Here is a 13,710-nt window from a genome sequence, read left to right on the forward strand (position 1 = left end):
ACCATCCCCTGACAGCGAACCCCCGTGACCTCGCCAACCTCCGCGCCGCTGCCCGCCGACGCTCCCTGGATCGTGATGAAGTTCGGCGGCACCAGCGTCGCCACGCTGCCGCGCTGGCAGAACATTCGTGAGCTGGTCGCCAGCCGCCGCGCCGAAGGCGCGCGCGTGCTGGTCGTCGTTTCCGCGCTGACCGGCATCACCGACGCGTTGAAACAACTGTGCGGCGAGGGCGGGCAGGACAAGCGCAAGGCGGCGGCCGGCGCGATCGCGCAGCGCCACTACGACCTGCTGGAGCACATGCAGCTGGCCTTGCCGGACACGCTCGGCGAGCGGCTGGGCGAGCTGGCGCGGCTGGCCGAGGACGGCCCCGCGGCGCGCGGCGAGCTGGCCTGGCAGGCGCAGGTGCAGGCCCACGGCGAGCTGATGTCCAGCGCGCTCGGCGCCGCCTTCCTCAGCCACAGCGGCCTGCCCACGCAGTGGCTGGACGCGCGCGACTGCCTGGCGGCGGTCGCGTTGCCGAACCAGAACGAGCGCACCCGGCTGCTGTCGGCGATGGTCGAGGCGAAGCCCGACCCGGCCTTGAACGCGCGCCTGGCCGCGCTCGGCGAGGTGTTCATCACCCAGGGCTTCATCGCGCGCGAAACGCATGGCCGCACCGTGCTGCTCGGCCGGGGCGGCTCGGATACCTCGGCGGCGTACTTCGGCGCGCTGCTGAAGGCGGCGCGGGTGGAGATCTGGACCGACGTGGCCGGCATGTTCACCGCCAACCCGCGTCAGGTGCCCGGCGCGCGCCTGCTGCAGCGGCTGGATTACGAGGAGGCGCAGGAAATCGCCTCCACCGGCGCCAAGGTGCTGCACCCGCGCTGCCTGTCGCCGCTGCGCGAGCCGCGTGTGCCGCTGCTGATCAAGGACACCAACCGGCCCGAACTCGACGGCACCGTGATCGGCCCGGAGGTGCGCGCGCACGCGCCCAGCGTGAAGGCGATCAGCGCGCGCAAGGGCATCACCCTGGTCTCGATGGAGTCGGTCGGCATGTGGCAACAGGTCGGCTTCCTCGCTGACGTGTTCGCGCATTTCAAGCAGCACGGCCTGTCGGTGGACCTGATCGGTTCGGCCGAGACCAACGTCACCGTGTCGCTCGATCCCACCGAGAACCTGCTCGACTCCGACGCGATCGCCGCGCTGGCCAGCGACCTGGCCAAGGTGTGCCGGGTCAAGGTGATCGCGCCGTGCGCGGCGATCACCCTGGTCGGCCGCGGCATGCGCTCGCTGCTGCACACCTTGTCCGGCGTGCTGGCCGAGTTCGGCCAGCTGCGCGTGCACATGATTTCGCAGTCGTCGAACAACCTGAATCTCACCTTCGTGGTCGATGAGGAAGTGGTCGATGCGTTGCTGCCGCATCTGCACGACTTGCTGATTGGCGCCGGCGCCCTGCGCACGGACGACAGCGCGCTGTTCGGTCCCAGTTGGCAGATGCTGTATGGCGGCGGCGAAGTGGTTCCCGCCGTGCCGGCATGGTGGCGCCAGGCGCAGCGTTCGCGCCTGCTGGAACTGGCCGCCGAAGCCACGCCGCGTTACGTCTACCACCTGCCCACGGTGCGCCAGCAGGCGCGCGAGCTGAAATCGCTGGCGGCGGTGGATCGGCTGCACTACGCGGTGAAGGCGAACACCCATCCGGCGATCCTGCGCGCGCTGGCGGCGGAGGGCTTCGCGTTCGAGTGCGTGTCGCCGGGCGAATTGGACGCGGTCGCCGCGTTGGTGCCGGAATCGGTGCCGCTGCTGTTCACGCCGAACTTCGCGCCGCGCGAGGATTACGTCCATGCGCTGGGCACCCGCGCCAGCGTCACGCTGGACGCGTTGCATCCGCTGCAGCACTGGGGCGAGCTGTTCCGCGGTCGCGAGATCGTGTTGCGGGTCGACCTGGGCCGCGGCCTGGGCCACCACGAAAAAGTGCGTACCGGTGGCAGCGCCAGCAAGTTCGGCCTGCCGCTGGATCAGTTGCCGACATTCCTGCAGCTGGCCGATGCGCATGGCGTGGCCGTGCGCGGCCTGCACGCGCATCTTGGCTCGGGCGTGCTCGACGCCGCGCATTGGGGCGAGGTGTATGCGCAGTTGGCCAGCCTGGCCGAGCGCATCGCCAGCGTGGTGTTCCTCAACATCGGCGGTGGCCTCGGCGTGCCGGCGCACCCGGGCGAGGCGCCGCTGGACATCGCCGCGCTCGACCGTGCGCTGCGTGAGGTCAAGGCGGTCTATCCGCAATACCAGCTGTGGATGGAGCCGGGCCGCTACCTGGTCGCCGACGCCGGCGTGTTGCTGACGCGGGTGACCCAGCTGAAGGACAAGGGCGGGTTCCGCTATCTCGGCGTGGACACCGGCATGAACAGCCTGATCCGCCCCGCGCTGTACGACGCCTGGCACAAGATCGTCAACCTCACCCGGCTTGGCGAACCGGCCACCGCGCTTTACCAGGTGGTCGGCCCGATCTGCGAGTCCGGCGACGTGCTGGGCACCGACCGCCGATTGCAGGAGGCGGCCGAGGGCGACGTGATCCTGATCGCGCAGGCCGGTGCCTACGGCAAGGTGATGTCCTCGCATTACAACCTGCGCGACGAGGCCGACGAGGTGGTGATCGACGACTGATCCGGAGCGCGCCTGTTCCGCTCTTTGGCCGGCGAAAGCCATCGAGCGGGCACCGCCTGAAGCTAGAATCAGCCTGTTCGCTCCCGACGATGCGGGCGATGGAGAAAGATGTGAGCAACACGATGCAACCGCGCCTCACCCGGGTCTTCCGCTTCGTGCGTGCGAGCTACACCGACGGCGTGGCCGAGCTGGCGTATGCGTTCGACGACGGCGAGGAACTGGTCGAGACGATCCGCTTTCCGCAGGCGCCGGCGGTTCCCGCCGAGCGGCGCGCGGCGTTCGGTGCGGCGCTGAAACTGCTGCATCTGGTCGCCGGCGTCAGCTACTACAAGGCCGGCGTGCCGCCGAAGATCGAGCTGGCCGATGGTCCGCTCGACGATGCCACCGCCGAACTGCTGGAACAGCTGTACCTACACGGGCTGGCCGAGTTCGCCTATCGCAACGGGCTGGACCTGCGCGGGCGCATAAGTTTTCCGCGAAGCACAGCGTCTCCCTTTCCCCAAGAGGGAGAGGGTCGGGGTGAGAGCACGGCCCCGTCGGAAGCCTCCTCGCTCGGTCTGCCCAAACGCACCCTGGTGCCGATCGGCGGCGGCAAGGATTCGCTGGTGGCGGTGGAGGCGATCAAGTCCATCGGCGGCGAGGCGACTGCGGTATGGGTCGGCAGCTCCGCGCTGATCGCCGGCTGCGCCGAGCGGACCGGCCTGCCCACCTTGAACATCCAACGCGAACTGGCGCCGAGCCTGTTCGAGCTGAACCGGCTCGGCGCGTGGAACGGGCACATTCCGGTGACCGCGGTGAATTCGGCGATCCTCGCCGTCGCCGCGGTCCTGTACGGCTACGATTCGATCGCGTTCGCCAACGAGCGTTCCGCCTCGGCTGCCACCTTGGAATACGACGGCCAGCAGGTGAACCACCAGTGGAGCAAGAGCCTCGCGTTCGAGACGCTGCTGGGCGACTGGCTGCACACGCACGTGGCCAGCGACCTCGACTACTGCTCGCTGCTGCGGCCGTACTCTGAGCTGGCGATCACCCATGCGTTCGCGAAGCTGACGCCGTATTTCGACGTGTTCTCCAGCTGCAACCGCAACTTCAAGCTGCTCGGCCCGAAGCCGGTCGACCGCTGGTGCGGGCAGTGCCCGAAGTGCCACTTCGTGTTCCTCGCGCTGGCGCCGTTCCTGCCCAAGCCGCGGCTGCTGGCGATCTTCGGCCGCAACCTGCTGGATGACGAAAACCAGGCCGCCGGCTTCGACGCGCTGCTGGAATACCAGGACCACAAGCCGTTCGAGTGCGTGGGCGAGGGCGCCGAGGCGCGCGCGGCGATGCATGCGCTGAGCCAGCGGCCGGAGTGGCAGGAAGATGCGCTGGTCGAACGCTTCCGCAGCGAAATCCTGCCGCAGCTCGACGCAACGCAGCTGGCGCTGGAGCCGTGGCTGCAGCCGTCGCCCGAACACCGCGTGCCGGCACGCCTGCAGCCGGCGCTGGCGGCGATCGGTTGATGCGCTTCGACGAGCTTCGCGATCGCCGCGTCGCGATCTGGGGTTTCGGCCGCGAAGGTCACGCGGTGATCAAGGCGCTGCGTTCGCGGCTGCCGACGCAGGCACTGACCTTGTTCTGCAGCGCCGCCGAAGTCGAGGCGGCGCGTGCGTTCGACGCGGCGCTGGATATCGTCGTCGGCGAGCCGGATGCGGTGGCGCTGGCCCGCTTCGAGGTGGTGGTGAAGTCGCCCGGCATCTCCGCCTACAAGCCGGCGTTGCTGGCCGCGCAGGCGCAAGGCACGCGGTTCACTTCCGGTACCGCGCTTTGGTTTGGCGAGCATCCGGATGCGCGCGTGATCGCGGTCACCGGCACCAAGGGCAAGAGCACCACCAGCGCGCTGCTCGCGCACCTGGCGCGCGCACTCGGCGTGCGCACCGCGCTGGCCGGCAACATCGGCCTGCCGTTGCCGGAGCTGCTCGACCAGCACGCGGACCTGTGGGTGATCGAACTGTCCAGCTTCCAGACCGGCGAAGCCGGCCCGCTGGAACTGGGCGTGGTCACCAGCCTGTACGAGGAACACCTGGACTGGCACGGCTCGCGCGAGCGCTACGTGGCCGACAAGCTGAAGCTGGCCGACGTGTCGCGCACGCTGCTGGTCAACGGCCTGCAGCCGAATCTGCTGCAGTACACCGCCGCGCATCCGCATCGCCTGGTGTTCGGCACGCCGGAAGGCTGGCATGTGCGCGATGGCATGGTCTGCCGCGGTGCGCAGCCGGTATTCGACAGCGTCGCGCTGGCGGCGCCCGGCCTGCACAACGCGCTCAACGCCTGCGCCGCGCTGGCCGCGCTGGAAACGATCGGCATGGACGCGCTCGCCGCCGCGCCGGCACTGGCCACCTTCCGCCCGCTGCCGCACCGGCTGCAGCCGCTGGGCGAACACGACGGCTGGCACTGGGTCAACGACTCGATCAGCACCACGCCGCTGGCCACGCTGGCTGCACTGGAAAGCCTGCATGGCCGCACAGTGACCGTGCTGGTCGGCGGCCACGACCGCGGCCTGGACTGGACGCCGTTCGTCGAGGCGATGCGCAGCGCGCCCGCGCACGCGATCGTCTGCATGGGCGCCAACGGCGCGCGCATCGAGGCGGCCCTGCGCGAGGCGGAAGTACGTTGTCCGATCCTGCCTGTCGACGACCTCGCCGGCGCCGTCGCCGAGGCGAAGACGCACACCCCGCGTGGTGGCGTGATCCTGCTCTCTCCGGGCGCGCCGAGCTTCGACCAGTTCAAGGACTACGCCGAACGCGGCCGTCGCTTCGCCGCGCTCGCCGGGTTCGATGTGGCCATCACCGGCATCGAAGGCCTGGGCATCGACTGAGCCGGTCCACCAACCGCGTGGCATGTCGCGAAGGGCACCGGTCGACTTGTCGCGTCTGCAGGTGTCTGCCATTCGACCCGCTGCGCATGTTTCATGGATGACCTGCGCGGGGGAAACCGATGCAGAGGGGCGGGAGCAGGGAATTCACGATGGCCGTCCGTGGCACGGCGGATGTGTACAAGGGCTGGCATTTCGGACTGACTGGCCCGCGCTGATCGGCGAGCGGCGATTCGCCGAGTCGGTGTCGGGGCGTTCTGAAATACTGCCGAGGGCAGGTGACACCTGGGCGCAGTCATCCACGCGAGTTGTTCGACAACGAGGCTGGACAAGCTCGGACAGTGTTTCGGTTCGACCCGAGAATGACCGAGGACATCGGATTCCCACTTTCGAGGGAATGACGGAAAAGCGGGGCTTCAGCACGCGCAGCGCTTACGCGGCTCGTTCACGCGCTTCTTGTCGTCGAGCTTGATGTGCTGGCGCAGCCAGGCGGCGAACTCGGCTTCGGCCAGGCTGCCTTCGGCGAGGGCCAGGTAGCGCGGGTACAGTTCGAGATCGTCGGCATCGAGGGTGCCGCCGTTGAGCAGGACGAAGGTTTCGCAGAACACAGCGACCGTGCGCTTGTTGCCGTCGACGAAAGGATGGTTGCGCGCCAGGCCGAACGCGAGGCTGGCCGCGAGGTCGGCGAGATCCGGCGGTGGATCATCATGGGCGTGGCCTTGCTGCGGTCGGGCGAGTGCGGAGTCCAGCCGGCTGTCGTCGCGCACGCCGGCACTGCCGCCATGTTCCGCCAGCTGGCGTTCGTGGGTGGCGATGGCGAGCGGCTTTTCGATCCAGATGATGACGGTCATCTGCTACTGCGCCAGTTTGTGCAGCAAGGTGCGCCGCTTGCGCACGACCTCCTCCGCCACCTCCATCTGCCTGGCCAGGGTGGGGTCGTAGGTAGTGAGGCGGATGCCGTCGGGGGTTTCCAGCGCGAACAGCTCGTCGCCTTTCTCCAGCCGCAGGCGGGCCAGCAGTTCGCGGCAGGATGACACCGGCGGAGTTGCCGATGGTGGTGATCTTCAGTTTCATGGCGGCCTCCAGAATGGTTATAACGTATGTCATACGCTCGATTTCCCGGCTGCAGCGCGTGGCACGTTGCGGTGCAGCCGCATTGCCGCCAGCGCGCGAGAATACGGACTTGGCATGACAGGCATCGTTGCCGACCTTGCCGTGACGTCCGCCATGCCATGCTCGGGCATTTCCCGCTCATTCCGTTCCTGATCTAAGGAGTCATCCCATGCAATACCGTCGCCTCGGCCGATCCGGCCTGCAGTTGTCCGCGTTGTCGTTCGGCGCCTGGGTCACCTTCGGCAGGCAGGTCGGGCGCAGCGAGGCGCGCGACATGCTGGCGCTGGCGCACGATCGCGGGGTGAACTACTTCGACAACGCCGAGACCTACAACAACGGCGTGGCCGAGCAGGTGATGGGCGACGTGCTGGCCGATCTGCGCTTTCCACGCGACAGCTACTGCGTATCCAGCAAGGTGTTCTTCGGGGCCGTGGACGAGCCGCTGCCGACCCAGCGCGGCTTGTCGCGCAAACACGTGATCGAGGCCTGCCACCAGGCCATGCAGCGCCTGCACGTGGACTATCTGGACCTGTATTTCTGCCATCGTCCCGATCCGGACACGCCGGTCGACGAAACCGTGGCGGCGATGGATACGCTGATTCGCCAGGGCAAGGTGCTGTACTGGGGCACCAGCGAATGGCCGGCCGAGGCGATCGAAGAGGCCCATCGGGTGGCGCGCGAGAATCATTTCTACGCGCCGGTGATGGAGCAGCCCCAGTACAACCTGCTGCACCGCGAGCGAGTGGAGCGCGAATATGCGCCGCTGTACGAGAAGTACGGCATGGGCACCACGATCTGGTCGCCGCTGGCTTCGGGCCTGCTGAGCGGCAAGTACGACCGGGGCATCCCCGCCGACTCGCGGCTCGCGCAACCGGGCTACGAATGGTTGCGCAAGAGCGTGCTGGGCGAGGGCGACGAGCGCCTGGTGCAGGTGCGCGCGCTGCAGCCGATAGCCGACGAGCTGGGCACCAGCCTGGCGCAACTGGCGATCGCCTGGTGCCTGCTGAACCCGCACGTATCCACCGTGATGCTGGGTGCGAGCAAGCGCGAGCAGCTGGCGCAGAACCTGGACGCGCTGGAGCTGCTGCCGCGACTGGATGCGGCGCTCGCCGGGCGCATGCGGCAGGCGGTGGGTGGCTGACCCGTCGCGCATGGAGTCCGCGAGGGTGGTTGACTCTCAAATGAGAATGATTATTATTTGAGTATCCGCCACCGCAGGAACTCCGATGCCCGTCCTCTCCTTGCGTCCGTCCCCGTTTCCCCCTTCTGCCGTGCACCGCGGCGCGGCGCCGCGGCTCGCCACCACCACGCGCCGGGTCGCCAGCGATCTGCTGCTGGCCGGCGGGCGCGAGCTGGTGATCCAGCATCAGGGCAGCGAGTACCACCTGCGCCTGACCCGCAACGACAAACTGATCCTGACCAAATAGCCATGGGCATGCGGCTGGATCGTGCCGCCCTGTTGCGGCGGATGACGGCGCAGTTCGCCACAGGCAGGCGAACCGGCATCTGCGGCTCGGAGGAGGCCGCCGCCACGTGCAGGTCGTGGTTGTGCCTGTCCACTGCGCGATGGCTGGCCGGACTGCCGGCGCTGGGCAACGTGTTGTATGCGCCGAGTGTGATGCCCTGCATGTTGCGCGGCAGGCCGTTGTCGGGCTTGCTGGTCGAATCCGCCGATCTCGCGCCGTTGCTGCATACGCGCACCCTGGCGTTCGCCAGCGCAGTCACTGCCGATGGCCCGCGCGAGTGGATGGAATGCCGCGATGCGCACGAGTGCCTGCTCGCCCGGCTCTACCTGTTGCCGGATACCGACTATCTGGCCTGGGACGCCTTGTGCGCCGGTGCCGACATCGCGGCGGCCGGCGCTCGCGCGGACGCGTTCGCATCGCCGCCGGCCGCGGTGCGGGTGCTGCGTTTCCGATTGCGCCGCTTTGCCGCCGGCCTGAAATTGCTGGGCGCAGATGCCGTGGCGTCCGCTTCGCCGCTGGGGCGCGACGTGGCAGCGCGCATCGCCCGCGACGCGGCCACGCTCCGCTGAACCCGCCGGTCGTCGCCAGCGGCGGCGTCCGGCTGTCCGTGCACTGTCCGCGGACACTGCGCCACCGCCACGGGTGCGTCGCAACACATTGAAAAAATGGTGTTTTCTCGGCATCGCGTCGATGGCATGCGGATTGCTCTGTCTCCTGCGTAGCCGCCCTGCACGCGGCCGGGAACGACACGATGATTCGCGACACATCGGCACAGGACAAACTGGTAGAGGTCAAACCCAATCGCAAGCGGCAGCTGATCCTCGCTGCCGTCGGCGTGCTCGTGATCGGCCTGCTGGCCTGGCTGGCGCCGGGGATCGGCCGGCTGTTCTCCGCCTCCGGTTCGGTGAGCGCCTCGCGGCTGTCGTTCGCCACCGTCGAGCGCGGCCCGTTCGTGCGCGACATCGCCGCCGAGGGCAAGGTGGTGGCCGCGGTCAGCCCCACCTTGTACGCGACCTCCGGCGGCGCGGTGACGCTGCAGGTGCACGCCGGCGACACGGTGAAGAAAGGCCAGGTGCTGGCCACCATCGACAGCCCCGAGCTGACCAACAAGCTGGCGCAGGAACAGAGCAACGCCGACGCGATGCAGGTCGACTACCTGCGTGCGCAGGTCGATGCGCGCAAGCAGCGCTCCGCCCTGCAGAAGGCGTACGACAACGCCAAGATCGACCTGCAGACCGCGCAGCGCGATCTCGCCCGCTACCAGAAGGCGTTCGCCCGCGGTGCCGTGCCCAGCATGGACGTCGACCGCGCCAAGGACACCCTGGACAAGGCCAACATCGCCCTGGAACACGCGCGCAGCGACCTGGGCATGGACAACGCCAGTCTCAACTTCGACATCCAGTCCAAGAAGCTGGCGCATGACCGCCAGCTGCTGCTGGTGGCCGACCTCAAGCGCCAGGTCGACGACCTCCACGTGAAGTCGCCGGTGGATGGCCAGGTCGGCCAGTTGTTCATCGCCGAAAAGGCCACCGTGGCCAAGGATGCGCAGCTGCTCAGCGTGGTCGACCTGTCCGCACTGCAGGTGGAGATGCAGGTGCCGGAGAGTTTCGCCCGCGACCTCGGCATCGGCATGACCGGCGAGATCAGCGGCAACGGCCACACCTGGAAGGGCATCGTCAGCGCGATCTCGCCCGAAGTGGTCAACGGCCAGGTCGCCGCGCGGCTGCGCTTCGACGGCACCACGCCGAACCAGCTGCGCCAGAACCAGCGCCTGTCGGTGCGCGTGCTGCTGGACAAGCGCGACAACGTGCTCACCGTGCAGCGCGGCTCCTTCGTCGACGAATCCGGCGGCAGCTACGCCTACCTGGTGCACGACGGCATCGCCACGAAGACCCCGATCCGCATCGGCGCCTCCAGCATCGACAAGGTGGAGATCCTCGAAGGCCTGAAGGAAGGCGACAAGATCGTGATCTCCGGCACCGACAGCTTCAAGGGCGCAGCCACCGTCGCGATAAGCAACTGACTATTTTCCTTCTCCCCCGGGAGAAGGTGCCCGAAGGGCGGATGAGGGTACGGGGCCTGCGCAGACTTTCTCGCGATAGCCGAACCCTCTCCCCAACCCCTCTCACCCGCAAGGGGACTCCCAAGGTCGCCGATGGGAGAGGGGCTCAAGATCACCACCACCGAGGAACCAGCATGCTCAAGATGACCCACCTGTCCAAGGTCTACCGCACCGAAGTGGTGGAGACCTATGCGCTGCGCGATTTCAACATCGACGTGAAGGAGGGCGAGTTCGTGGCCGTGACCGGGCCGTCCGGTTCGGGCAAGACCACCTTCCTGACCATCGCCGGCCTGCTGGAGACGTTCACCGGCGGCGAGTACCACCTCGACGGCGTGGAGGTCAGCAACCTCAACGACAACGCCCGCTCGAAGATCCGCAACGAGAAGATCGGCTTCATTTTCCAGGCGTTCAACCTGATCCCCGACCTCAACGTGTTCGACAACATCGAGGTGCCGCTGCGCTATCGCGGCATGAAGTCGGCCGAGCGCAAGCAGCGGATCATGGACTCGCTGGAACGCGTGGGCCTGGCCTCGCGCGCCAAGCACTACCCCGCCGAACTCTCCGGCGGCCAGCAGCAGCGCGTGGCGATCGCCCGCGCGCTGGCCGGCTCGCCGCGCCTGCTGCTGGCGGATGAGCCCACCGGCAACCTCGACACCCAGATGGCTCGCGGCGTGATGGAGCTGCTGGAGGAGATCCACCGCGACGGCGCCACCATCGTGATGGTCACGCATGATCCGGAGCTGGCCGCCCGCGCCCAGCGCAACGTGCACATCATCGACGGCCAGGTGGTGGATCTGGCCGAGGAGCCGCGCTTCCACGCGGTGAAGCAGGGGGCGGGAACCCGGGAATAGGGGAATCGGAAAGGCTCGCGTACCGCGTCGGCCTTGACGAATCCCGCACCCGGCTCCAGGGAACCACATGTTCAGCTACTACCTCCAACTCGGACTGCGCAGCCTGCGCCGCAACCCCGCCCTCACCGCGCTGATGGTGATGGCGATCGGTTTCGGCGTGGCCGCGTCGATGATCACGTACTCCGTGTTCCGGGCCGTGTCCGGCAACCCGATACCTGGCAAGTCGGCGCAGCTGTTCACGCCGCAGGTGGACGGCTGGGGGCCGCAGCAGAACCTGAAGGGCGAGCCGGCCGAAGCACTGGCTTACATCGACGCGATGGCGCTGATGCGGGCGCACGAGGCGAAGCGCCAGACCCTGTTGTATCCGGTGCAACTCTCGGTGATGCCGGGCGGCAACCGCGACCTTCCCCTGAACGCCAACGGCTATGCCGTCACCGCCGACTTCTTCACCATGTTCGAGGTGCCGTTCCGCTTCGGCAGCGGCTGGAGTGCGCAGGACGACGACGCGCGAGCCAGCGCCGTCGTCATCAGCGGCGAACTCAACCGGAAGCTGTTCGGCGGCGCCAACAGCGTGGGGCGCACGTTCAACCTTGGCGGGCATGACTACCACGTGGTGGGCGTCACCAGCCACTGGAATCCGCGCCCGCGTTTCTACGACCTGTTCAGCACCAGCGGGTTTGCCGACGAGCCGGACATCTACATGGTGTTCAACCGTGCACTGGACTTGCAGATGCGCTCGGGCGGCCGCAACAGTTGCCGCGGTTCGATCACCTACACGAGCTGGCAGGGTTATCTGCAGAGCAACTGCGTGTGGATCACGCCGTGGGTGGAACTGGACAGCGCCGCCGAAGTCGCCGCCTATCGCCGTTTCCTCACCAACTATGCCGCCGACCAGCAGCGCGCCGGTCGCTTCGGCTGGGCCGCCAACGTGCGTCTGCGCGACGTGATGCAGTGGCTCGAATACGAACACGTGGTGCCGCCGGAAAGCCGCATCTCGCTGGCGGTGGCGCTGGGCTTTTTCCTGATCTGCCTGGTCAACACCATCGGCCTGCTGCTGGCGAAGTTCATGCGCCGCGCCGGCGAGATCGGCGTGCGCCGCGCCCTGGGCGCAACGCGGCGCGAGATCTACACCCAGTATCTGGTCGAGGCTGCCACGGTAGGCCTGGCCGGTGGCGTGCTGGGCTTGCTGCTCACGGCCGCGGGCGTGTCCGGCGTGGGCATCCTGTTCCAGCCGGAGATCGCCCGGCTGGCCCGGCTCGATCTCTCACTGGTGGGCCTGACGTTCGTCGTCGCCATCATCGCCACCGTGCTGGCGGCGTTCTACCCGGCGTGGCGCGCGGCACACGTGCAACCCGCCTGGCAACTGAAATCGAGCTGAGGAGAGCGCCATGAATTTTCAGGTCAGGCCCATCCTCACCGCGCTGCGCCAGCACAAGGCAGGCACCTTGCTGATCGCGCTTCAGATCGCGTTGACGCTGGCCATCGTGTGCAACGCGCTGTTCATCATCCACCAGCGACTGGGCAACCTCTCCGCGAGCAGCGGCGTGGACGAGGCCAACGTGTTCGTCATCACCAACATGTGGGCCGACATGGGCCAGTCGACGTCGCAGGTCGATGCGCAGGTGCGCGCGGACCTGATCGCGCTGCGGCAGTTGCCCGCCGTGCGCGACGCCACGCCGGCCAGCGGGTATCCGCTCAGGGGCGGCGGCTGGGACAACTTCGTCACCATGACGCCCGAGCAGGTCAAGCCGACCACGGATGCCGCGGTGTACACCGGCGACGAGCACTTCATCGACACGCTGGGCCTGAATCTCGTCACGGGCCGCAACTTCCGCCCCGATGAGGTGATGGTGATGGGCACCCAGGAAGCCGTCACCCCGCCGACGGTGATCGTGAGCAAGGTGCTGGCCGATCGCCTGTTTCCCGACGGCGACGCGCTGGGCAAGAGTTTCTATGCGATGGGCGCCACGCCGACCACCATTGTCGGCATCGTCGATCCGCTGCACCGGCAGGGCGTGGACTCGTGGAGCAACGGCTATGCCGGCCAGGCGCTGATCTGGCCGTTGCGGGCGGATGATTCGCGCGGCGTGTTCTACATCGTGCGCGCCAGGCCCGGCCAGCTTGCCGACGCCATGCGCGAGGCGCCCAAGGCGCTGTACGCGCAGAATCGCCTGCGCATCATCGATTCGAAGGACGGCATCCAGGACTACGCCACCATCCGTCACAAGGTCTACGACCGCGACCGCGGCATGGCGATCCTGATGGGCATCATCAGCGTGGTGCTGCTGGCGATCACCGCGGCTGGCATCGTGGGCCTGACCAGCTTCTGGGTCGGCCAGCGCCGCAAGCAGATCGGCGTGCGCCGCGCCCTGGGTGCCCGGCAGCGCGACATCCTCGCCTATTTCCTCACCGAGAACTTCCTGATCAGCGTGTCGGGCACGTTGCTGGGCATCGTGCTGGGCTTCGCCTTCAACTTGTGGACGGTGACCCGCTTCGCGATGGACCGGATGTCGCTGGCCTACGTGGGCGCGGGCGTGCTGGTGCTGGTGCTGCTCGGCCAGGCCGCCACGCTGGCGCCGGCGCTGCGCGCCTCGCGCGTGTCGCCGGTGGAGGCGACGCGGAGCGTGTGATTTTTCCCCTCTCCCTCCGGGAGAGGGGGCCCTGAAGGGGTGGGTGAGAGTACGGGCGGAGCGAAGTGTTCTCGTTCACGCCGAACCCTCACCCCAACCC

At 68.0% G+C, this 13,710-nt stretch carries 11 protein-coding genes and 1 pseudogene; 10 read left to right on the forward strand and 2 right to left on the reverse strand.

All coding sequences use genetic code 11. The annotated features are described in order from the left end of the window. The first annotated feature begins 24 nt into the window (after nucleotides 1-24). The 3 genes from ACFCQI_RS11830 (at nucleotide 25) to murD (ending at nucleotide 5,491) form a co-directional block, all read left to right on the forward strand. Nucleotides 25-2,640: a bifunctional aspartate kinase/diaminopimelate decarboxylase gene (locus tag ACFCQI_RS11830; RefSeq protein ID WP_395116917.1), complete on the forward strand. Its 2,616-nt coding sequence runs from the start codon at nucleotides 25-27 to the stop codon at nucleotides 2,638-2,640. A 122-nt stretch (nucleotides 2,641-2,762) separates the two neighbouring features. Then, a complete protein-coding gene (murL, locus tag ACFCQI_RS11835) occupies nucleotides 2,763-4,136 on the forward strand; it encodes a UDP-N-acetyl-alpha-D-muramoyl-L-alanyl-L-glutamate epimerase (RefSeq protein WP_395121349.1) in 1,374 nt (457 codons plus the stop codon). Beyond that, nucleotides 4,136-5,491: a UDP-N-acetylmuramoyl-L-alanine--D-glutamate ligase gene (murD, locus tag ACFCQI_RS11840; RefSeq protein ID WP_395116919.1), complete on the forward strand. Its 1,356-nt coding sequence runs from the start codon at nucleotides 4,136-4,138 to the stop codon at nucleotides 5,489-5,491. The genes murL and murD overlap by 1 nt, the downstream gene beginning before the upstream one ends. Before the next feature lie 413 nt (nucleotides 5,492-5,904). Here the strand turns inward: murD and ACFCQI_RS11845 are convergent, their stop codons facing one another. Continuing rightward, complete coding sequence (locus ACFCQI_RS11845) at nucleotides 5,905-6,339, reverse strand: type II toxin-antitoxin system death-on-curing family toxin (RefSeq protein ID WP_395116921.1); 435 nt, start codon at nucleotides 6,337-6,339, stop codon at nucleotides 5,905-5,907. A 3-nt stretch (nucleotides 6,340-6,342) separates the two neighbouring features. Further along, nucleotides 6,343-6,562 (reverse strand): annotated as a pseudogene (locus ACFCQI_RS11850) (AbrB/MazE/SpoVT family DNA-binding domain-containing protein). A 208-nt stretch (nucleotides 6,563-6,770) separates the two neighbouring features. Here ACFCQI_RS11850 and ACFCQI_RS11855 point away from each other — a divergent pair. The 7 genes from ACFCQI_RS11855 (at nucleotide 6,771) to ACFCQI_RS11885 (ending at nucleotide 13,610) form a co-directional block, all read left to right on the forward strand. Beyond that, nucleotides 6,771-7,742, forward strand: coding sequence for a potassium channel beta subunit family protein (locus ACFCQI_RS11855; protein WP_395116923.1), 972 nt, complete (start codon nucleotides 6,771-6,773; stop codon nucleotides 7,740-7,742). Between the two features lie 85 nt (nucleotides 7,743-7,827). Then, nucleotides 7,828-8,028, forward strand: a complete 201-nt coding sequence (gene hemP, locus ACFCQI_RS11860; RefSeq protein ID WP_395116925.1) for a hemin uptake protein HemP — start codon at nucleotides 7,828-7,830, stop codon at nucleotides 8,026-8,028. Between the two features lie 2 nt (nucleotides 8,029-8,030). Continuing rightward, the gene (locus tag ACFCQI_RS11865) at nucleotides 8,031-8,636 is read left to right on the forward strand and encodes a hypothetical protein (RefSeq protein ID WP_395116927.1); all 606 of its coding nucleotides are present in this window, start codon (nucleotides 8,031-8,033) and stop codon (nucleotides 8,634-8,636) included. A 182-nt stretch (nucleotides 8,637-8,818) separates the two neighbouring features. Next, nucleotides 8,819-10,090 carry an efflux RND transporter periplasmic adaptor subunit gene (locus ACFCQI_RS11870; RefSeq protein WP_395116929.1) on the forward strand — a complete coding sequence of 424 codons (1,272 nt, stop codon included), beginning with the start codon at nucleotides 8,819-8,821 and terminating at the stop codon, nucleotides 10,088-10,090. A 173-nt stretch (nucleotides 10,091-10,263) separates the two neighbouring features. Further along, entirely contained in the window at nucleotides 10,264-10,980 is a 717-nt protein-coding gene (locus tag ACFCQI_RS11875) for an ABC transporter ATP-binding protein (RefSeq protein WP_395116931.1), read from the forward strand. Between the two features lie 67 nt (nucleotides 10,981-11,047). Beyond that, the gene (locus tag ACFCQI_RS11880) at nucleotides 11,048-12,358 is read left to right on the forward strand and encodes an ABC transporter permease (protein WP_395116933.1); all 1,311 of its coding nucleotides are present in this window, start codon (nucleotides 11,048-11,050) and stop codon (nucleotides 12,356-12,358) included. 10 nt (nucleotides 12,359-12,368) lie between these two features. Continuing rightward, the gene (locus ACFCQI_RS11885) at nucleotides 12,369-13,610 is read left to right on the forward strand and encodes an ABC transporter permease (RefSeq protein WP_395116935.1); all 1,242 of its coding nucleotides are present in this window, start codon (nucleotides 12,369-12,371) and stop codon (nucleotides 13,608-13,610) included. The last annotated feature ends 100 nt before the right edge of the window (nucleotides 13,611-13,710 follow it).

Source organism: Rhodanobacter sp. FW102-FHT14D06 (assembly GCF_043950705.1).
In the GTDB taxonomy this organism is placed as follows: domain Bacteria; phylum Pseudomonadota; class Gammaproteobacteria; order Xanthomonadales; family Rhodanobacteraceae; genus Rhodanobacter.

What these genes read in the sequence shown, in the direction of transcription:
- murD (WP_395116919.1), top strand. Translation starts at nt 4,136, where the DNA reads ATGCGCTTCGACGAGCTTCGCGATCGCCGCGTCGCGATCTGGGGTTTC.
- murL (WP_395121349.1), top strand. Translation starts at nt 2,763, where the DNA reads ATGCAACCGCGCCTCACCCGGGTCTTCCGCTTCGTGCGTGCGAGCTAC.
- ACFCQI_RS11885 (WP_395116935.1), top strand. Translation starts at nt 12,369, where the DNA reads ATGAATTTTCAGGTCAGGCCCATCCTCACCGCGCTGCGCCAGCACAAG.
- ACFCQI_RS11855 (WP_395116923.1), top strand. Translation starts at nt 6,771, where the DNA reads ATGCAATACCGTCGCCTCGGCCGATCCGGCCTGCAGTTGTCCGCGTTG.
- ACFCQI_RS11875 (WP_395116931.1), top strand. Translation starts at nt 10,264, where the DNA reads ATGCTCAAGATGACCCACCTGTCCAAGGTCTACCGCACCGAAGTGGTG.
- ACFCQI_RS11845 (WP_395116921.1), bottom strand. Translation starts at nt 6,339, where the DNA reads ATGACCGTCATCATCTGGATCGAAAAGCCGCTCGCCATCGCCACCCAC.
- ACFCQI_RS11865 (WP_395116927.1), top strand. Translation starts at nt 8,031, where the DNA reads ATGGGCATGCGGCTGGATCGTGCCGCCCTGTTGCGGCGGATGACGGCG.
- ACFCQI_RS11880 (WP_395116933.1), top strand. Translation starts at nt 11,048, where the DNA reads ATGTTCAGCTACTACCTCCAACTCGGACTGCGCAGCCTGCGCCGCAAC.
- ACFCQI_RS11870 (WP_395116929.1), top strand. Translation starts at nt 8,819, where the DNA reads ATGATTCGCGACACATCGGCACAGGACAAACTGGTAGAGGTCAAACCC.
- hemP (WP_395116925.1), top strand. Translation starts at nt 7,828, where the DNA reads ATGCCCGTCCTCTCCTTGCGTCCGTCCCCGTTTCCCCCTTCTGCCGTG.